Annotated in this window: 18 protein-coding genes and 1 pseudogene; 13 read left to right on the forward strand and 6 right to left on the reverse strand. The window is 59.0% G+C overall.

Going from position 1 to position 18,757, the window contains the following annotated elements; translation table 11 throughout:
• Window positions 1–549, forward strand: a pseudogene (locus ABD815_RS05170) (efflux RND transporter periplasmic adaptor subunit); the annotation flags it as partial.
• Between the two features lie 2 nt (window positions 550–551).
• Window positions 552–3,935: an efflux RND transporter permease subunit gene (locus tag ABD815_RS05175; RefSeq protein WP_344844438.1), complete on the forward strand. Its 3,384-nt coding sequence runs from the start codon at window positions 552–554 to the stop codon at window positions 3,933–3,935.
• Here ABD815_RS05175 and ABD815_RS05180 read toward each other — a convergent pair whose 3' ends face one another.
• Window positions 3,936–4,733 (reverse strand): protein-disulfide reductase DsbD domain-containing protein, encoded by a 798-nt coding sequence (locus ABD815_RS05180; protein ID WP_344844440.1) that lies wholly within the window; start codon window positions 4,731–4,733, stop codon window positions 3,936–3,938.
• Window positions 4,734–4,876: 143 nt separating this feature from the next.
• Between ABD815_RS05180 and ABD815_RS05185 the strand changes: the two genes are divergently transcribed.
• The 6 genes from ABD815_RS05185 to ABD815_RS05210 all read left to right on the forward strand — a co-directional run bounded on the left by ABD815_RS05185 (window position 4,877) and on the right by ABD815_RS05210 (window position 9,588).
• Window positions 4,877–5,437: a YqgE/AlgH family protein gene (locus tag ABD815_RS05185; RefSeq protein ID WP_344844443.1), complete on the forward strand. Its 561-nt coding sequence runs from the start codon at window positions 4,877–4,879 to the stop codon at window positions 5,435–5,437.
• Window positions 5,438–5,504: 67 nt separating this feature from the next.
• Complete coding sequence (locus ABD815_RS05190; RefSeq protein WP_344844445.1) at window positions 5,505–7,208, forward strand: acyl-CoA dehydrogenase; 1,704 nt, start codon at window positions 5,505–5,507, stop codon at window positions 7,206–7,208.
• The gene (locus tag ABD815_RS05195; RefSeq protein WP_344844448.1) at window positions 7,205–8,242 is read left to right on the forward strand and encodes an MBL fold metallo-hydrolase; all 1,038 of its coding nucleotides are present in this window, start codon (window positions 7,205–7,207) and stop codon (window positions 8,240–8,242) included. Before ABD815_RS05190 ends, ABD815_RS05195 begins: the two co-directional genes overlap by 4 nt.
• Window positions 8,239–8,742 (forward strand): DUF6173 family protein, encoded by a 504-nt coding sequence (locus tag ABD815_RS05200; RefSeq protein WP_344844450.1) that lies wholly within the window; start codon window positions 8,239–8,241, stop codon window positions 8,740–8,742. Before ABD815_RS05195 ends, ABD815_RS05200 begins: the two co-directional genes overlap by 4 nt.
• 73 nt (window positions 8,743–8,815) lie before the next feature.
• On the forward strand, window positions 8,816–8,950 hold the full coding sequence (locus ABD815_RS05205; RefSeq protein ID WP_344844453.1) for an aa3-type cytochrome c oxidase subunit IV: 135 nt from the start codon (window positions 8,816–8,818) through the stop codon (window positions 8,948–8,950).
• 20 nt (window positions 8,951–8,970) lie between these two features.
• Window positions 8,971–9,588, forward strand: a complete 618-nt coding sequence (locus tag ABD815_RS05210; RefSeq protein ID WP_344844454.1) for a hypothetical protein — start codon at window positions 8,971–8,973, stop codon at window positions 9,586–9,588.
• Between the two features lie 2 nt (window positions 9,589–9,590).
• On the opposite strand, the gene ABD815_RS05215 is transcribed toward ABD815_RS05210, so the two are convergent.
• Genes ABD815_RS05215 through greA form a run of 4 tightly spaced genes read right to left on the reverse strand, consistent with a single transcriptional unit; the run spans window position 9,591 to window position 12,141 of the window.
• Window positions 9,591–9,908 (reverse strand): AzlD domain-containing protein, encoded by a 318-nt coding sequence (locus tag ABD815_RS05215; RefSeq protein ID WP_344844456.1) that lies wholly within the window; start codon window positions 9,906–9,908, stop codon window positions 9,591–9,593.
• Window positions 9,905–10,627, reverse strand: a complete 723-nt coding sequence (locus ABD815_RS05220) for an AzlC family ABC transporter permease (RefSeq protein WP_344844462.1) — start codon at window positions 10,625–10,627, stop codon at window positions 9,905–9,907. The genes ABD815_RS05215 and ABD815_RS05220 overlap by 4 nt, the downstream gene beginning before the upstream one ends.
• Window position 10,628: 1 nt before the next feature.
• Window positions 10,629–11,636 (reverse strand): hypothetical protein, encoded by a 1,008-nt coding sequence (locus tag ABD815_RS05225; protein ID WP_344844863.1) that lies wholly within the window; start codon window positions 11,634–11,636, stop codon window positions 10,629–10,631.
• Window positions 11,637–11,670: 34 nt separating this feature from the next.
• On the reverse strand, window positions 11,671–12,141 hold the full coding sequence (greA, locus tag ABD815_RS05230; RefSeq protein WP_344844464.1) for a transcription elongation factor GreA: 471 nt from the start codon (window positions 12,139–12,141) through the stop codon (window positions 11,671–11,673).
• Between the two features lie 276 nt (window positions 12,142–12,417).
• On the opposite strand from greA, the gene ABD815_RS05235 reads away from it, so the two are divergent.
• The 3 genes from ABD815_RS05235 to ABD815_RS05245 all read left to right on the forward strand — a co-directional run bounded on the left by ABD815_RS05235 (window position 12,418) and on the right by ABD815_RS05245 (window position 16,698).
• A complete protein-coding gene (locus ABD815_RS05235; RefSeq protein WP_344844469.1) occupies window positions 12,418–14,067 on the forward strand; it encodes an electron transfer flavoprotein-ubiquinone oxidoreductase in 1,650 nt (549 codons plus the stop codon).
• A gap of 98 nt (window positions 14,068–14,165) precedes the next feature.
• Window positions 14,166–15,881, forward strand: coding sequence for a tetratricopeptide repeat protein (locus ABD815_RS05240; RefSeq protein WP_344844473.1), 1,716 nt, complete (start codon window positions 14,166–14,168; stop codon window positions 15,879–15,881).
• A complete protein-coding gene (locus ABD815_RS05245; protein WP_344844477.1) occupies window positions 15,871–16,698 on the forward strand; it encodes a 4-(cytidine 5'-diphospho)-2-C-methyl-D-erythritol kinase in 828 nt (275 codons plus the stop codon). Before ABD815_RS05240 ends, ABD815_RS05245 begins: the two co-directional genes overlap by 11 nt.
• 13 nt (window positions 16,699–16,711) lie before the next feature.
• On the opposite strand, the gene ABD815_RS05250 is transcribed toward ABD815_RS05245, so the two are convergent.
• Window positions 16,712–17,710, reverse strand: a complete 999-nt coding sequence (locus ABD815_RS05250) for a polyprenyl synthetase family protein (protein WP_344844480.1) — start codon at window positions 17,708–17,710, stop codon at window positions 16,712–16,714.
• A gap of 54 nt (window positions 17,711–17,764) precedes the next feature.
• Between ABD815_RS05250 and ABD815_RS05255 the strand changes: the two genes are divergently transcribed.
• Together ABD815_RS05255 and ABD815_RS05260 are read left to right on the forward strand one after the other, a co-directional pair.
• Complete coding sequence (locus tag ABD815_RS05255) at window positions 17,765–17,983, forward strand: putative signal transducing protein (RefSeq protein WP_344844484.1); 219 nt, start codon at window positions 17,765–17,767, stop codon at window positions 17,981–17,983.
• Window positions 17,980–18,738 (forward strand): tRNA1(Val) (adenine(37)-N6)-methyltransferase, encoded by a 759-nt coding sequence (locus tag ABD815_RS05260; protein ID WP_344844488.1) that lies wholly within the window; start codon window positions 17,980–17,982, stop codon window positions 18,736–18,738. Before ABD815_RS05255 ends, ABD815_RS05260 begins: the two co-directional genes overlap by 4 nt.
• The last annotated feature ends 19 nt before the right edge of the window (window positions 18,739–18,757 follow it).

Genomic DNA, 18,757 nt, shown 5'->3' on the forward strand with positions numbered 1-18,757 from the left:
GCTGCGGTAAGCGAGGGCCAGACGGGGCGGCTTTTGTTCGCGCGATTGGGCGATGCGCCCGGGTTTCGCCCGGGTGATTTTGTGACGGTCCATGTCAGCGAACCTGCGTTGTCCGATGTTGCCATTTTGCCTGCCAGTGCCGTGGACGCGGCGGGAACCGTGCTCGGGCTGAGCGCGGATTCGCGGCTTGAAGTTCTCTCGGCGCCCGTGCTGCGCCGTCAGGGTGACGATGTGATTGTCCAAGCCCGCGAAATTGCCGGTCGCCAAATCGTGGCAGAGCGCTCGCCTTTGCTCGGTGCGGGAATTCGTGTGCGGGTGAATGGCGCCGAGGATCAGGAAGTCGCCGAGCGCCCGACAGAGCCCGCCGCGCAAAGTGGTGATGGTGAGACCGTTGAGCTGAGCGACGATCGACGCGCAAAACTGATCGCCTTCGTTGATGGTAACGAACGCATGCCCGAAGAGATGCGTACCCGTATCAAAGAGCAACTAGCATCCGATGAAGTGCCCGCCGAACTTGTGACGCGTCTCGAAAGCAGGATGGGGAGCTGATTATGGCGGCAGGGATCGAAGGCGCGAGCGGAATTCTATCCTACTTTACGCGGCATAAGACCGTCGCGAACCTGCTGTTGTTTCTCCTGCTCGCCGCAGGTTTCGCAGCCCTGCCCAACATGCGGTCGCAGTTCTTTCCCGATGTGGTCGTCGACAGTGTTCGCGTGAGCGTCGACTGGGACGGCGCGGGCGCCGAAGACGTCGATCGCGCCGTGGTTCAGATTTTGGAGCCAACTTTGCTGGCCGTCGAAGGGGTGGCGGAAAGTAGCGCCAGTTCGTCCGAGGGTCGTGCGTCGATCCGACTGGAATTCGAACCCGGTTGGGACATGCAACGCGCCGCAGATGACGTTAAGGCGGCCATTGATACGGTCAGCAACCTTCCCGAAGGGGCCGAGGATCCGACCGTTCGTTGGGGCGGATGGACGGATTCTGTAACCGATGTGGTCATCACCGGACCTGTGGGCCTGTCACAGCTGGCTCTATTGGGTGACGAATTGACGTCCCGCCTTTTTGCGGCAGGGATCACCCGCACCGACATATCCGGCGTCGCGGCCCCCAGCACCATTGTAGAGGTCCCGACGCTAAACCTGATCCAATACGATGTGACCATGGCCGAGATCGCCGATGCGATCAGCGCCGAATCCGATGCGAGCCCTGCAGGCAACGTCGGAGGTGGCGCGGCGCGGGTGCGGGCGGGCGTTGAAAAGCGATCCGCCCCCGACATCGCCGGAATTGTTCTGCGCTCCAACGACGATGGTTCGAAACTCACCATCGGGGATGTGGCGACGATCCGTGTCGAGGGTATAGATCGCGACCGGGCTTTTTACGTCGGCACGAACCCTGCGGTTATGGTTGGCGTCGCACGCTCCGATCAGGGGGATGCCATCGCGATTCAGGCCGGCGTGGAGTCGGTGCTCGAAGACATGCGTCTGACATTGCCTGCCGGCGTGACGCTGGATCTCTTTCAAACGCGGTCCGAGGCGATCAAGGCGCGTCTCGATATCCTTATGACAAACGGTTTGATGGGGCTCGGCCTCGTGCTCGGTCTGCTCTTTCTTTTCCTGAATGCGCGCACAGCGATATGGGTTGCGGCCGGTATTCCGGTTGCGATGTTTTCGGCCATTGCGTTCATGTATCTGGCTGGGCTGACCTTCAATATGATCTCGCTTTTCGCGTTGATCATCACTTTGGGCATCGTTGTGGATGATGCCATCGTGGTCGGAGAGCATGCCGATTTCCGCGCGCGCCGTTTGGGCGAAGGGCCGGTTCAGGCCGCTGAAAACGCGGCGCGGCGCATGTTTCCTCCGGTGTTTTCCTCCACCATTACGACGGTCATCGCGTTCTTTGGTCTGACCGCGATTTCGGGTCGGTTCGGTGACCTGATTTCCGACATTCCTTTTACGGTTATCGTCGTGCTGATGGCTTCATTGCTGGAATGTTTTCTTATCCTTCCAAACCACCTGAGCCATTCGATTGCGGCGCAGGATAAGGCGCATTGGTATGACTGGCCGTCGCGTCAGGTGAACAAAGGCTTCCGTGTCTTTCGTGAAAAGGTATTCCGCCCCTTTGCGACGCTGGTCATAAAGATGCGTTACCCGATGATGGCTGGAGCGGTTTTCCTTCTGGTGAGCCAAGTCACGCTCCTGATTTCAGGGCAGGTCCAGTGGCGGTTTTTCAGCTCCCCCGAACAGCCTGTCATCTCGGGCAACTTCGCTATGGCGCCGGGGGCGACACGCGAAGACAGTCTGGCCATGCTGCGATCCTTTCAAGATGCGGTAGAGCGCACCGGCGCCCAGTTCGAGGCCGAACACGGCACGAATCCCGTGGCCTATGTCGTGGCCCAATTGGGCGGGAGCGCCGGACGCGGGTTGGCGGGAACGGATACCAAGGAAAGCTATCAGCTCGGCGGGATTTCCATCGAACTGATTGATGCGGATTCACGGCCCTACTCATCCTTTGTCTTTGTCGGGGCGCTTCAGGAGAATGTGGTCAATCACCCTCTGGCGGAAACCGTGTCCTTCCGTGGTGGTCGATTTGGTCCCGGTGGCGATGCCATCGACATCCAGCTTTACGGCTCTTCGAGTGAGACCCTGAAAGCGGCGGCAGAAGCGCTCAAATCGCAACTGGCACAATTTGGGGAGGTGTCCGCGCTTGAGGACAGTCTGGCTTATGACAAGGAAGAGTTGATCCTCGAACTGACGCCACAGGGTGAAAATCTGGGTTTCTCGATCGACACGCTCGGGCGCACGCTTTCCAACCGCTTGGGCGGGATCGAGGCGGCGAGTTTTCCCGACGGTGCGCGTACCTCAACGATCCGTGTCGAGTTGCCAGAGGATGAACTGACGGCTGATTTCCTCGATCGCACGCTCCTGCGCGCGCCGTCAGGTTCTTATCTGGCCTTGGGTGATATCGTGTCGGTAACCCGCCAAACCGGCTTTTCGACGGTCGTGCGTGAAAACGGATTGCGGCTTTTGTCCGTCACGGGTGACCTCAGCGAAGATGATCCCGCCCGCGCGACGGAAATTCAGGAACAAATCACCGATATCATCCTGCCGCGCCTCGAAGAAGACTTTGGCGTCACGTCGCGCGTTGCAGGTCTTTCGGAACAGGAAAACCGGTTCTTGTCCGATGCGCTCATGGGCCTCGCGGCGGCTCTTGCAGGCATTTACCTCACGCTATCATGGATTTTTTCGAGCTGGACGCGACCCATCGTCGTGATGTCCGTCATTCCCTTCGGCCTCATCGGTGCGGTTTGGGGGCACTATATTTGGGGCGTGCCGCTATCGATGTTCTCGGTTGTCGGGCTGATCGGGATGACGGGTATCATCATCAATGACTCAATCGTCCTGGTGACCACTGTCGACGAATATGCGCGCGATAGGGGGCTGATGCCTGCGATCATCGACGCCGCTACTGACCGTTTGCGCCCCGTTATGTTGACCACAATGACCACCGTCCTTGGCCTCGCGCCTCTCCTGTATGAAGGGTCCGCGGACGCGCAGTTCCTCAAACCTACTGTCATCACGCTGGTGTACGGTCTTGGGTTCGGGATGGTGTTGGTTTTGGTTCTTGTCCCGTCTTTTCTGGCCATGCAACTCGACGTGGGTCGCCAAGTCGCGTCGCTCAGACGTGGGTTGGCCCATCCTGTGCGCTCCGGCGTGACGGGTGGGGCATTGGCGGTTTCGGTTGTTGCGTTGCTCGGATGGTTCGGCGCGACCATTGGGACTTTTGCCGTGGTGGGCCACCTGCCTGCGATCTTTGGCCTTGAGGGCGGCATTGCGCAGGCGGTCGGGGTATTTCTCGCCGGATGCGCGGTGGTCCTGATCCTAACCTATATCGTGTCGGCAATTGTGATCGCACGCAACCGCACTCAGGCGACGCAGTAATTACCCGCGACAGCCACGCGCCTCGTAGGCCTGTCCGTTTCCGAGAACGGTTATGATGAGCGAAGAGCGTTCAATCGCAAAGGGTTGAGCGTCCGGTTGGACCATCTCGGTTGTCACCGATACATCCGTGCCCGTGCGTTCCATGGTCGATTCAGCAACCCATACCTGTGGGTCGGGATGTTCGATGACCGCCATCTCACCAATACCAAGTGACGGCAGAGACATGGTCGCCTTTACCCGCATCCCGTCGCTGACGGGTTCGGCCGCACAGGTCACGCCGGTCATCGCAACGGGACGTGAGCGCAGGGATTTCTGGATCGGAGCGGTGTCCGCAGAATCGAGGCTATCGTCAAAGGTTGCGGAGAGTGGTGCGCTCAAAGGCATGCAGATGTCATCGCAAACACCCAGCTCCATCACACCGGAGAGGCGAATGTCACCCGATGTGCGCGGGATGATTTCAATCGGTAGGACCAATTCATCTTCATATCCGATGAAAGTCATGCCGTTCTGTTCGTAAACCTGCGGGATCGGCCAATGATAGCGGACGGCCGCGACGTTTTGCGAACCGCTCCAGAAAAAGCGTGGCGGGATGCCTGCTTCACCCGGCGCGCGCCAATAGGTGTGCCACCCGGGCGCGAGCGCGACCCGCACCGCCGCCATTCTGTTGCCATTCTCCATCTGCCAACCGGTGAGCATTTCAATGCGCGCGAATTCGGATTCCGATTGTGCCGTGAGCGACATCGGGGCGAAGGATAGGGTGAGCGCGGCAATGGCGCGAAGGATCAGGTCATGATGCATGGCGACCCTTATAGGCATCTGTGTGCCCGCGCAGAACTCACAAAACAGCGAGACCGCCGAGAGGTTGGATTCTGTTGCGATGGGGGCGCTATCGGCTTGCCTTCGCGGCAAATCTCCTGTGTGCTGTGGGGATGATACGCCCTATGGACACCGATCTGACAGGTAAGTTGCTGGTCGCGATGCCGGGCATCGGGGATCCCCGGTTCGAGAACGCTGTGGTCTTCGTCTGTGCCCATTCGTCTGACGGGTCGATGGGGTTGATGATCAACAAAATCTCCGAAGAAATCGAACCCGGCGATATTTTCGACCAACTGGATATTGCCGTGTCGGCGACCATGCGTCCTTTGCCGGTACATTTTGGCGGGCCTGTGGAAATCGGGCGCGGGTTCGTTTTGCATTCGAGCGACTATACCTCGGAAAACGGGTCCATGGATGTTTGCGAAGGCTATTCCATGACTGCATCGCGCGAGATCCTGCGCGATCTCGCCATGGGGGAGGGACCTGCGGCGCGGCTTTTGTGTTTGGGCTACGCTGGTTGGGGGCCGGGGCAGCTCGAAGACGAGATTTCGGCCAACGGATGGCTGACCTGCGAGGCGGATGCGCAGATCGTCTTTGATCTCTCCGCCGATAAGAAATGGGAGGCCGCGTTGCGCTCGATCGGTGTCACGCCTGCACTCTTGTCCTCAGAGGCCGGACGGGCGTGACGCTGCGTTCAAGTTCCTGTCGAAAATCGCGTGGGCTACGGTGGGTTAACACCAAGGAGGCCCATCCATGCCATATCGCGCGCCCGTCGAAGATATCCGGTTCGTTCTAGATCACATTGCGCCGTTCGGCGCCGTAGTCGGCAGTCCGCAGTTTCCCGATCTGGATCGTGACACTGCCATGGCCGTGATCGAGGAAGCGGGCCGTTTGGCGAGCGATGTGATTGCCCCGATCGACCGTGCTGGCGATTTGAACCCTGCACGATTGGAAAACGGCAAGGTCAAGAGTTCGCCGGGTTTCGCGGATGCCTACACCCAGATTGCCGAAGGTGGCTGGATGGGGATGCTGGCCGGTGAAGAACATGGCGGGATGGCTTTGCCGCTGACATTGGCCACTGCGGTCAATGAAATGATGTCCGGTGCCTGTCTCTCTCTCGCGCTCAACCCGCTGATGTCGCAGGGACAGATCGAGGCGCTGGAAAATCATGCCTCTGACGAACTCAAATCGCTCTATTTGCCCAAACTGATATCGGGCGAATGGTGTGGCACAATGAACCTCACCGAGTCGGGCGCGGGGTCCGATGTAGGCGCGTTGCGCACCAAGGCTGAGCCGAATGGCGACGGTACCTATGCGATCACCGGACAGAAGATTTTCATTACCTGGGGTGACAGTGATTTTTCAAAGAACATCTGCCACCTCGTGCTCGCACGACTACCCGATGGGCAAGAGGGCACCAAAGGCATCTCGCTCTTCATGGTGCCCAAATACTTGCTCGATGAGAATGGCGAACCGGGCGAGGAAAACACGCTGCGGGTCGTTAGCCTCGAACACAAGCTGGGGATTCATGGATCGCCGACCTGTGTGATGGAATACGAGGGCGCGACCGGATGGTTGGTCGGTGAAGAACACAGCGGCATGAAGGCGATGTTCACGATGATGAACAATGCACGGCTCGGTGTCGGGGTGCAGGGTGTCGGGATTGCCGAGGCCGCGACCCAAAAAGCGCTCGGATATGCCTGTGATCGTGTGCAGGGCCGCAGCCCTGTTGCGGATGGAACCGGCGCAATCGTCGATCACGCCGATGTTCGCCGGATGCTGGCCGCGATGCGGGCAGATACCTTTGTGGCGCGCGCAATTTCGCTTAGCTGCGCGGTTGCGTTGGATCGTGGGCGTAGCGAACCCGATCAGGCCGCGCGTGGGGCGTTCCTCATTCCTGTGGCAAAAGCGTTCTCGACCGACATCGGCCATGAAATCGCCCAGTCTGGTGTGCAGGTGCACGGCGGGATGGGATATATCGAGGAAACCGGCGCTGCCCAATATGCCCGCGATGCGCGGATCACCTCGATTTACGAGGGAACCAACGGCATTCAGGCAATGGATTTCGTTGGTCGCAAACTGATGGATGGGGGCGACGCTGCCTTTGGTCTGCTGGACGAGATCGAGGCCTTTGCCGAGAACGTGCGCGGCGAACTTCCCGAGCTTGCCGAGCCGGTTTGGAGCGCGGCGGAGACCCTGCGCGAGGCGGTGGAAGGTATGCTGTCGCTCGACATGAATGACCGTTTCGGCTGTGCAGTGCCCTACCTGCGTGCCTTTGCACGCGTTCTGGGGGGGTACTTCCACCTCAAGGCGGCAAAAGCCGACCCGAACCGTGCACGCCTAGCAGCCTTTTACATCCATCGTGTCCTGCCTGAATTCGCAGGGCTACTGGCGCAAACCAAACGCGGCTCCGCTGACCTCTACGCGATCACCCTCGACGATCTCGCTGCGGGATGATCGGACCGATCGTCACCCCGTTCGAGCCGCCTGAAGAAGGCCAAATGGTCGAGGTGGCGGATGGTGTCCTATGGGCGCAGATGCCGCTGCCGCAACCGTTGAACCATGTGAATGTCTATGCGCTCGATGATGGTACGGGCTGGACGATTGTGGACACAGGCGTGGATACCGAACGGACGCGGTCGGCTTGGCGCAATCTCTTGTCGGGGCCTTTGGCGGGGAAACCTGTCACACGTTTGATCGCAACGCATCACCATCTCGACCACATCGGATTGGCTGGGTGGTTCATGACCGAGTTCGGCACAGAACTACTTACCACGCGCACGGCCTACTTGATGGCGCGAATGCTGCAACTGGATACGCAGGACAGGCCGACGCCGCAAATGGTCGCTTTCTGGCGTTCCTGCGGTATCGCGCCCGAGATTTTGGCCGAGCGAGAAACCACCCGCCCCTTCAATACATCCGACGCTGTCGGCCCCATCCCGTTAGGTTTCACGCGCATTCAGGAAGGCGATGTGATCAAGGCAGGCGGGCGGGTTTGGGACGTGCGATGTGGCGACGGTCACGCGCCGGAACACGCGACGCTATGGTCCCATGATGGAGAGCTCGTTATTGGCGGGGATCAACTCCTCGGGTCGATTTCGCCAAATCTCGGATTGCACGCCACCGAGCCGGAGGCGGACCCTGTAGGCGATTGGATCGATAGCTGTATGCGGTTTCGACCCTATGCCACGGACACCCAAATTGTCCTGACGGGCCACAAAAAGCCCTATCGCGGATTGCCTGCGCGCCTAGGGCAATTGATCGACAACCACGCGGCGGCACTGGAAAGGTTGCGCGTGTTTTTGGCCGAGCCTGCCACCGCCTGCGACTGCTTTGACGCCCTGTTTCGCCGCAAGATCAAGAAGGGCGAATACGGGCTCGCGATGGTGGAGGCGATGGCGCATTGCCATCACCTTTTTGCCAAGGGGCTTGTCACCCGCGAGGTCAGAGAGGATGGTGCCTACGTCTGGCAAACGAGGGCGTCACAATGACCGGAGATAACCGCATCGAAACGGCCGCAGAAGCCTATGAGAGCGAAGCGCTTCCTCAGGCCCGCGTCGTTCACCTCGACCCCGATGCCCCGCGCACGGCGGAGGAAAAACCTCTACCCGAGGCGATGTCCAAAAAGCCGGTCGCACAAAAAAGCCCGGCCGAATGGGCCTATGAGCGCCTGATCCTCTACATCAAGAATTTCGAAGAAACGCTCGACAATGAACATGAAGTCGCGATGGGATTCGCGGGATCTGAAACCGGCGTGATGCGGATTGAGGGGCTCGGCTTTTTCGATCCGGACATCGTCACCTTCTACGGAACGGATCAAACGGGAACCAAAGCGCAGTTGATCCAGCACGTCACCCAGCTATCGGTTATGTTGCGTGCCCTGCCCAAAAACCCCGATACAGAAACGCCGATGCGGATCGGTTTCCGGCTGGCCAATGATCTGGCCGGCGATCCGGTTGACGAGGACGGGCGTGACAAACAGGGTGGGTGACAGCGCCCGTCAAATCGTCTAATCGGATGCCCAACAACGACAGATTCCACAAAAGATAGGGAATATACGCACCATGGCTGATCACAAGCACGGCGAAATGAACATCGAAGCCCAGGAAAAAGCCTTTGACGGTTTCATCAAATGGTCGACTTATGTGGCGATCTTTTCGATCGGGGTCCTGATCTTCCTCGCGATCTTCAATAGCTGAACCTGAAAAGGGGTCGGACCATGCGCGTGATCCGTCACACCCTTCTGCTTGTCGCGGTCGCAATTCTTGCCGCCTGTGGTGCGGCAGAGCCCAAGTGGGCGCCGGATGCGGAAGTTGCCCGCTCGGTGTATCGTGACCCCACGCCGCCCGCGCTCACGCTATATACCGTGATCTCGAACAAATCGGGCGCGGGGCTGCATTCTGCTTTGATGGTCAATGCGCCCTCACAGCGCGCGATTTTTGATCCTGCAGGCACGTTCAAGCACCCGCATTTGCCAGAGCGCAACGATGTGATCTTCGGGATGAGCGATGCGGCAGTCGATTTCTACATCGACTACCATGCCCGCATCACATTCAGGGTCGTGGAGCAGAAAATCCCCGTATCGCCTCAGGTCGCGGAACTCGTGCTCGCGCGTATTCAGGCCTATGGCGCGGTGCCAAAGGCAAATTGTGCAAACTCGATTTCTGATATTTTGAAAGATGTGCCGGGCTTCTCGGACGCGCCACAAACCTATTTTCCGAACCGTCTGATGGCGTGGATGTCGACGAAACCGATCACGTCCTCTCAGACCCATTACGACAACAGCCCCGACGACAATGACGGGATGATCTACGCGCCGCCGTTGCGTTTGCAGTAAGGTTAAACGCCTAGAGCGCCCAAGATCACGAACAATCCCATGCCAGCAATGATCGCGTAGAATACGTTTCTCGTCACGAGTCCCACGGCCACTGTGACGACTGCGGCGGCCAGACGGCTGGGTTCCAGTTCGGTTGCGCCCTGTCCGATGAGCATCGGGGTGACGAGGCCTGGAAGAATCGCGACGGGCGTATAACGCAACATCCGCAGTAACCACGGGGGCATGTCGCGATCGCCCACCAATCCGATGAACGAAAGCCGGATCAGATAGGTCCCGATACCGAGCCCGATGATGATGGTCCACACGTCGGGGTGCGTCATTGGACGAGCCCCTTCTTGCGCTTTTCGGTCCAGATTTCGACCTGCGCACCGACGATGAGGGCGATGAGGGCCGCGACCAAAAGACCCGATCCATAGGGCATAAAGCCCAGAACGATGACGAGAGCCACGGAGGTGAACGCCGCGGCGACATGCGCAAGCGATTTCAACATTGGGGCGACGACGGCGAGAAAGGTGATCGGGACTGCGAAATCGAGGCCGATGTCACCGGGGATACGTTCTCCGAGCAGTGCGCCTGCAAGCGTCGCTGCATACCAGACTACGCTCATCGGCACGCCCACGCCTGCGAAATACGTGATTTTCTCAATGGCACTGCGCTCCGGCTCTTTCTCGTAGTCGATCATCGACAGGGCGTAGGGTTGATCAAACAGGAAATAGGCCGCTAAGGCGCGCATCCAAAACGGCGCTTTACCGATGTGCGGTGTGAGGGATGCGGAATACATCGCCATGCGCATGTTGACCGCCAGAGCAGTAGCCAGAACAATCACCGTCGGTGCGTTTTCTGACATCAGCTGCAGCGCGGCGAGTTGCGATGCTCCCGCGATGACCAGAATGGAAAATCCCATAACCTCGACAAGGTTCAATCCCGCCTCGGTCGCGATGACGCCGAAAATCAGACCAAAGGGCCCAACCACGAGATAGAAGGGCAGGCTATCAACAAAGCCGCGCCGGAACTGCGATCTGAGGTCTGCGCGTGGCATGTCAGTCGAAAGTCCCTGTCACGCGCCCCAATAGCATGAAGGCGCGCGCCGTGCGGGTGTCTGAAAGTGCCGCGATTTCTTCATCGGTCGCGGTCTTTTCAAACTCGGCAAAGGTCCTGTCGAATTTCCGCAGAAAATGGTGAACCGCATCACGGAAAATGGCGTCCTGCTTCATCCGTCCCGCAGCTAGCGCGAGAGACGAGCGGTCCCGCACGCCGCCGAGTGGGGCAACACTCGCGCCGCGTACGCCTTCGGCAAACTTGCGCCAGACATCCGGTTTTGCGCGATCGGGACGCAGGTCATCCATATAGATGCCGTCCTGCGAGATGAGCGTGAGAACATCCTGCGCGGCGTGGACGAGCTGTCCGACGTTGCGATCAGCCAACGCGCGACGCAACGCACGAAAACCCTCTTTATCCTCGGCGGTTTCGGGGAAATTGAGCGCCTTGATAAAATCTGCCACGGACAGGGGCGGCGCGAGACTCTCAGAGGGTGTGCCGAGCGCCAGCAGACCCTGTTCCTCTGCCAGAGCCGGAGATGGAATCGCCAGTTTGTCCTCCGGCGGTACCGCGCCGGGGCGTATGGAGGTGAAAGTGGCGAGTGTGGATTCGGTTTTGCGCTGCGCCGCGACGATTTCTTCGAGTTTCTTCTCGACCGTCTGGCTGGCGGCCCCGCCGTGTTGTTGGCTCAGATAGGTCTGGCGCATGGCGGAGATCGCAGACTGCAGGCGCCGGCTCTCTTCGCGCATCGTGACCGAGGCGCGCACAGCGAGGGCGCCTACCCAAATCATCGCCACAGGCATGAAAACCGCGATCAGGATCATCACGAAGCGAATGGAATCGAATTCGCTATCCCCTGGTCCGAGGATCAGGAAAAATCCGCCTGCGGCCAAAAGCCAGACAAGCGACAACGCCGCCGCGATGATTTCGGTGGCGGTAATGCGTGGCTCTTCTTCGGGTCGTTGATAGACCCCAAGATGCGAGTTCTGCGCCTCTTTGTCTGGCACGATAGATCTCCGAGAGTTCCGGTTGGAACGTATGTCGTCAGATATACTCGATCTTCAGGATCTCGTATGCCTTATCACCACCAGGGGTGCGAACTTCGACGCTATCACCTTCATCTTTGCCGATGAGGGCGCGCGCGAGGGGCGATTTGATGTTGAGAAGTCCGCGTTCGATGTCGGCCTCGTTTTCGCCAACGATCTGGAATTTCTTTTCCTCGTCGGTGTCTTCATCAACGATGGTAACGGTTGCCGAGAATTTCACGGTGCCTGAAAGCGACTTCGGGTCCACCACTTCCGCCAGAGACACGATGCTTTCGAGTTCCTTGACGCGGCCCTCGATAAAGCTCTGTTTCTCGCGAGCGGAATGGTATTCGGCGTTTTCCGAAAGGTCGCCCAGTTCGCGGGCTTCGGCAATTGCACGAATAATCGCCGGACGTTCGACCGACTTCAGCTTCTTGAGTTCGTCGTTCAGCGCGGTGTGCCCCGCGCGGGTCATCAGAATCTTTTCCATGGCACTCGTCTGCATGAAAAAAACGCAGCCATCGGTCAGAACCGACGCGCGTTTTCGTTGTAATCCATTTTCGTCCCGATACCCTTTCGCGAATGGCGCGGGAATGCAAGGGGCGCGGTGCCTCGCCACGCCAAAACACACAATCGCACGCACGGACCGGCCCTGCGGCGATTTAGCGGCCCGAGACGCAACGAAAGTCGCCAAGGCAAATTGACCCGACAGGAGAATGGGGGTTAGGAAGGCGCAACGCCGGAATTTGATTGAGGAAGCAATAAAATGTCTGAGTTCGAGCGCGAAGCGATGGAATATGACGTTGTGATCGTTGGTGCGGGGCCGGCAGGACTGTCCGCCGCCATCCGGATCAAGCAGCTCGATGCAGACCTCAATGTTGTGGTTCTCGAAAAGGGGTCCGAAGTCGGGGCGCATATTTTGTCGGGTGCTGTTCTGGATCCCTGCGGTTTGGACGCGCTCATCCCGGACTGGAAAAAACGGGGCGCGCCTCTCAACACACCGGTAGCCAAAGACAACTTCTATGTACTCGGGCAGGCGGGTCAAATTCGCATTCCGAACTGGCCGATGCCGCCATTGATGAACAACCACGGCAACTACATCGTCTCGATGGGCAATGTGTGCCGCTGGATGGCCGAACAGGCCGAAGAGCTCGGCGTCGAAGTTTTCCCTGGCATGTCCTGTTCCGAACTCGTCTACGGCGAGAATGGCGAGGTCAAAGGCGTCGTTGCCGGTGAATTCGGCAAGAACGCGGATGGCACGCCGTCGGAGGCCTATGAGCCCGGCATGGAACTGCTCGGGAAATATGTCCTGATTTCGGAAGGTGTGCGCGGGTCGCTCGCCAAGGAAATCATTGCCCGTTACGACCTGTCAAAAGGGCGCGATGAACAGAAATTCGGTCTCGGGATGAAGGAAATCTGGGAAATCGACCCTGCCAAACATCGCGAAGGGACTGTGACCCACACGATGGGGTGGCCGCTCGGTGGAAATGCCGGTGGGGGCGGATTCATTTACCACGCAGAAAACAATCAGGTGTTTATCGGCGCGGTTGTTCACCTCAACTACCGCAACCCGCATCTATTTCCCTACATGGAATTCCAGCGGATGAAGCACCATCCGATGATCGCCGACCTGCTCAAGGGCGGTAAACGCGTGGCCTATGGTGCCCGCGCGATTTCCGAGGGCGGATATCAATCGATGCCAAAAGCGGCCTTTCCGGGCGGTGCGCTGCTCGGTTGTTCGGTTGGCCTCGTCAACGTGCCGCGTATCAAAGGCAACCATAACGCAATGCTGTCGGGCAAAGCCGCAGCTGAACATGTGGTGGACGCCCTTCGTGAAGGCCGCTCCGGTGATGTTCTGGAAGGCTACGAGAAGGAGCTGCGCACGGGTGCCGTGGCCAAGGATCTCAAACGCGTGCGCAATGTGAAGCCATTGTGGTCGAAGTGGGGGCTTGGCGCCTCCCTCGCGCTGGGCGGTTTCGACATGTGGACCAACAACCTCTTCGGGTTTTCCCTCTTTGGCACGTTAAAGCACGGAAAATCGGACGCTGAATCTACCGGCAAAGCGCAGGATTTCAAATCCATCGACTATCCAAAGCCGGATGGTGTGCTGTCCTTTGATCGTCTGACCAATGTGTCTTTCTCCGCGACGAACCACGAAGAAAGCCAGCCCTGCCATCTGAAACTCACCGATCCTGATATCCCCGTTCGGGTCAATCTTGCGGAATTTGCGGGCCCTTCGGCGCGTTATTGTCCGGCGGGTGTCTATGAGTTTTTGGGTGAGGGCGCGGATGCGAAGTTTCAGATCAACTTTCAGAACTGCGTGCACTGCAAAACATGCGATATCAAAGATCCGATGGGCAACATCACGTGGACGGTGCCACAGGGCGGCGACGGGCCGAATTATCCCAATATGTGATGCATGATCCCGCGTCGTCTCGCCGGGTTGTGACCTCTGCGCCATTGCAGCGCCTTGGGCGCGTCGTTAGGCTGTTTCCAACTATTGGGAGAGCTTAAGTGACCGAAATCAAAAGTCGTTCCCGCGGTTTCACGCAGGCCGTGATCCTCGCCTTGGCTCTAGGTGGCGTGAGTGCGACGGTGCCCGCGCCTGCCTTTGCGGACGCGGGGTCGTACCTCGCCACGCGGCAGGCCACGATTGACCGCGATCTGCGCGCGCTTTCGCAATATGCGACACGGTTCCTGGTTGGTGATCCGACAAACCCCGATCTGCTTGAGGCCGCAATTTCCGGCTATATTTCGTTGGGGGATTTCGAAGCTGTCAAAGGCTATGCCATTGCTCTGGAGGCGGCACAGCCGGGCAACCAGATTGCAGCTATGGCGACCCTCACCAACCTCGCGCTTGAGGAAAAATACGCCGACATCGTCGTCGCGCTCGACGCGGGTCAGGGCGTCAGCCCGATCGTGGACACTCTGCTGCGCGCATGGGCGTTGGTGGGAACCGGCGATATGAGTGCCGCGCTCGACGTTTTTGACCAGACCGGACAAATCGGGCAGGGGTTCGAATTTTTCGGGCCCTATAACAAAGCGCTCGCCGTTGCCTATGTCGGTGACTACGAAGCAGGCGCGGATATCCTGAGCAAGGCCGGTGATATCGGCACCCGCACGGCCGTGATTGCGCGCATTCAGATGCTGAGCCAACTCGAGCGCTCCGACGAGGCGTTAGCGCTCATGGAATCGGCATTCGGACCCAAACGTGATCCCGAAATTGAGGCGTATCACGCCAAATTGGTCGCCGGAGAGGCCATCCCGTTTGATGTGGTTCGCTCCGCGCGCGATGGGATTGCGGATGTATTCCACTCGGTGGCGGTTGCGTTGGATGGCGGGTTGGATGATTCCTATGTGTTGCTCTACGCGCGCGTCGCGCAGGAGCTAAGACCGGAAAAGGAAGCCTACCCTCTGTTTGTGGCGCGACTGCTCGAGAAAATGAGCAACTTCGATCTGGCCACCGAGGCGTATGAAACGATCCCTGCAGAGAGCGCATTCTACCCGATGGCCGAACTCGGCCGTGCCGAAGCCCTGCGCGCGGCAGGCAAAGGTGACGCGGAGATCGAGGTTCTCAAACAGCTCGCCAAATCGCGTGCGGACAATTCCGAAGTCCATGTGGTGCTCGGCGACGTGATGCGACGAAACTCGCGCTACGAGGAGGCGATCGCTGCCTATACCGACGCGCTTGCGTTGATGGAGAGCGACGATGCGGCGGCATGGCCACTCTATTTCACCCGCGGCATTGCCTATGAGCGCTCTGACCAATGGCCCGAGGCCGAAGCCGATTTGCGCCGTGCATTGGCCCTGCAACCGGGTCAGGCACAGGTACTGAATTACCTTGGCTACTCGTTCCTTGAGCGGCGGGAAAACTACGACGAAGCGATGCAGATGATCCGCGCGGCGGTCGCGGCGCGACCCGATGACGGGTACATCACGGATAGTCTTGGATGGGGCCTTTACCGGATCGGCAAATTCGAAGAAGCGGTGGAGCCAATGGAACGCGCGGCGGAACTTTTGCCGGTGGATCCCATCATCAATGACCACCTTGGAGATGTCTATTGGGCGGTAGGGCGTGAACGCGAGGCTATGTTCCAATGGCACCGCGCCCAGTCCTTCGACCCCGAGCCGGAGGATGCAGAGCGTATTCGCCGGAAAATCGAGGTTGGTCTTGATCGGGTTCTGATCGAAGAGGGCGAGGCGCCAACACGGACGCCCAATGACGGTTAAGGTTTTCGCCCCCGCTAAAATCAACCTCGCATTGCATGTAACAGGGCAGCGCGCGGATGGGTATCACCTGCTCGATAGTCTGGTTGCATTCGTCGATGTGGGTGATCAGATCGCGGCATCCCCCGCCTCTCAGGCCCAATCCACGCTTGCGGTCACAGGTCCGTTTGCGGATGGCGTGCCAACAGGGGCCGACAATCTCGTTCTGAAGGCGGCTGGCCTGACGGGCATCCCCATGGATCTGACTTTGGACAAAAGATTGCCGCCCGCGTCGGGAATTGGCGGCGGTTCGGCGGATGCGGCTGCAACGCTGCGCGCTGCCGTGCGGTTGGGGGGAAAGATGCCCGATGACATTCTGTCACTCGGCGCGGATGTTCCGGTCTGTGTTTCGGCGCGATCTGCACGGATGCGCGGGATTGGGGACGACATTTCGCCCGTTACCTTGCCTGCGCTTCACATGGTATTGCTTAATCCGCGCGTGCCGGTTTCAACGCCCGATGTCTTTTCGGCGCTGAGCCTCAAACAGAACGCGCCGATGGAGGACGAGTTGCCCAATTGGCCTGATGGATTGTCTTTGGCGGATTGGCTCGCCGGTCAGCGCAATGATTTGCAATCGGCCGCGGTGAAGGCCGCGCCGGAAATTGCCGCAGCGCTGACGGTGCTTGCTCTGGCACCGGGTGCGTTGATGGTGCGAATGTCAGGATCGGGTGCGACCTGTTTTGCGCTCTTTGAAACACGCTACAAGGCCGATTTTGCCGCCCAGCAATTGGCTGACAGCAATCCGTGGTGGTGGATCAAATCGGCCTCGACGCTACCGTGATCGACCCGCTGGCCTATCGCAGGCGGGCAACCACGTAGTCGGCGATATCGGCCAGCATTGGTGGTACATCGCCCGTTGGCAGGGCAGACAAAGCCGCCTTGGCGCGTTCGGCCCACTCAATCGCGACTGCACGGGTTTCTTCCAAGGTGTTGTGCTTGGTGAGTAGCGCGATCGCGTGGTCGAGATCGCCCTCTTCCTGACGCCCTTTCTCAATCGTGCGCTGCCAAAAGGCGCGCTCTTCTGCGTCGGCCTTTGCGACGGCCTTGATCACAGGGAGCGTGAGTTTGCGTTCGCGGAAATCATCGCCAATGTTTTTGCCGGTTTTGTCCGAGCCCCAATAATCCAACAGATCGTCCACAATCTGGAACGAAATCCCCAGTGCATCGCCATAGTCAAACAGTGCTCGGATAACGGTTTCGTCCTGCTGCGCCAACACACCGCCGACTTCTGTCGCGGCGGAGAAAAGCGCGGCGGTTTTGCCACGCACGACCTTGAGGTAGATGTCTTCATCCGTGCGCAGATCCTGTGCCGCGGTGAGTTGGAGCACCTCACCCTCGGCGATCGTCGCGGCGGCATTGGACAGGATGCGCAGAACACGCAGGTCTTGCGCGTCGGTCATCAACTGAAAGGCGCGGGCAAAAAGATAGTCACCAACGAGGACCGATGATTTGTTATCCCATAGCAGGTTGGCGGTCGGCCGTCCGCGCCGTTGCGCACTTTCGTCAACGACATCATCATGCAGCAGGGTTGCGGTATGGATAAACTCTACCGTCGCGGCGAGATGGACGTGGTATGGGCCGTCATACCCGCAGGCTTTTGCAGATGCGAGCGTGAGCATCGGTCGCAGTCGCTTCCCGCCAGCTTCGATCAAATGGGCCGTGACTTCGGGAATGCGCGGTGCGTGTTCGGAAGCCATTCGTTCCCGAATGAGCGCATTTACAGCCTCCAGATCGTCGGCCAGATAGGCGGCCAATTTCTCGTGCGGTTTCTCGACTGCCTCGTCCAAACTCATGCGCGAACCATCCCCTTCTCGACAAACCTTGCAGACTGGATTTAGATCATCTTGATGAAACAGATCCTACGAACAACAGACCCGACCCAGATCGTATTCGCGAAGGCTTTGCTAGCTGGGGAGGATATAGACTGCTTTGAAATGGACGTCCACATGAGCGTGCTGGAAGGTAGCATTGGCATATTGCCGCGCCGCCTGATGGTGCGCGATGGCGACTATTTGATCGCACGCCGCATTCTGATCGATAACGATTTTTCGCTGGAGGATGTGTGACGACATCTGAGGAAACACGTGACGGGTTTCTCGGCGGACGATTGACGATATCGCAGCCGCGTTTTGGCTACCGCGCGGGTGTTGATCCTGTTCTGCTCGCAGCGGCCACGCCTGCGAAACCAAACCAGCGGGTGCTTGATATCGGGTGTGGGGTCGGCACGGCTGCCTTTTGCCTCGGCGCGCGCGTCTCAGGACTTCAACTGTCGGGGCTAGAGGTCCAGCCGGCGTATGCTGCGCTGGCGCGACGCAATGCCGGAACTAATGGCATTGCTTTTGAGGTTTTCGAGGGCGATCTGGCCAACCCGCCCGCGGCATTGAACGAGATGTCCTTTGATCACGTCATTACCAACCCGCCCTATTATCGGCGTGAAAGGTCAACCGCATCTCCCCATGAGGGCCGCGACATTGCGCTTGCCGGATCGACGTCTTTGGAGACGTGGATCGATTTTGCCACGCGGCGTCTTTTGCCAAAGGGATATTTGACGTTGATCCAGCGCGCAGACCGGTTGGCTGATGTCCTGCGCGCAATGGATCTCCGCGTGGGATCTATCCGCATCCGTCCGATTTCGGCGCGCATCGGACGGGCGGCCGAACTCGTCATCGTGCAGGCGCGAAAAGGCGGGCGGGCGGATTTGGTTCTGGAGGCGCCATTCATCATGCATGATGGAACTCACCATGATAGCGACCGTGATGATTATACGATTGAGGCGCGTTCCATCCTTCGGAACGGTGCGCCGCTCGAATGGTCATCCTAAAGACATTGGCAATCTTTCG

This window comes from Celeribacter arenosi (genome assembly GCF_039539485.1).
Classification (GTDB): domain Bacteria; phylum Pseudomonadota; class Alphaproteobacteria; order Rhodobacterales; family Rhodobacteraceae; genus Celeribacter; species Celeribacter arenosi.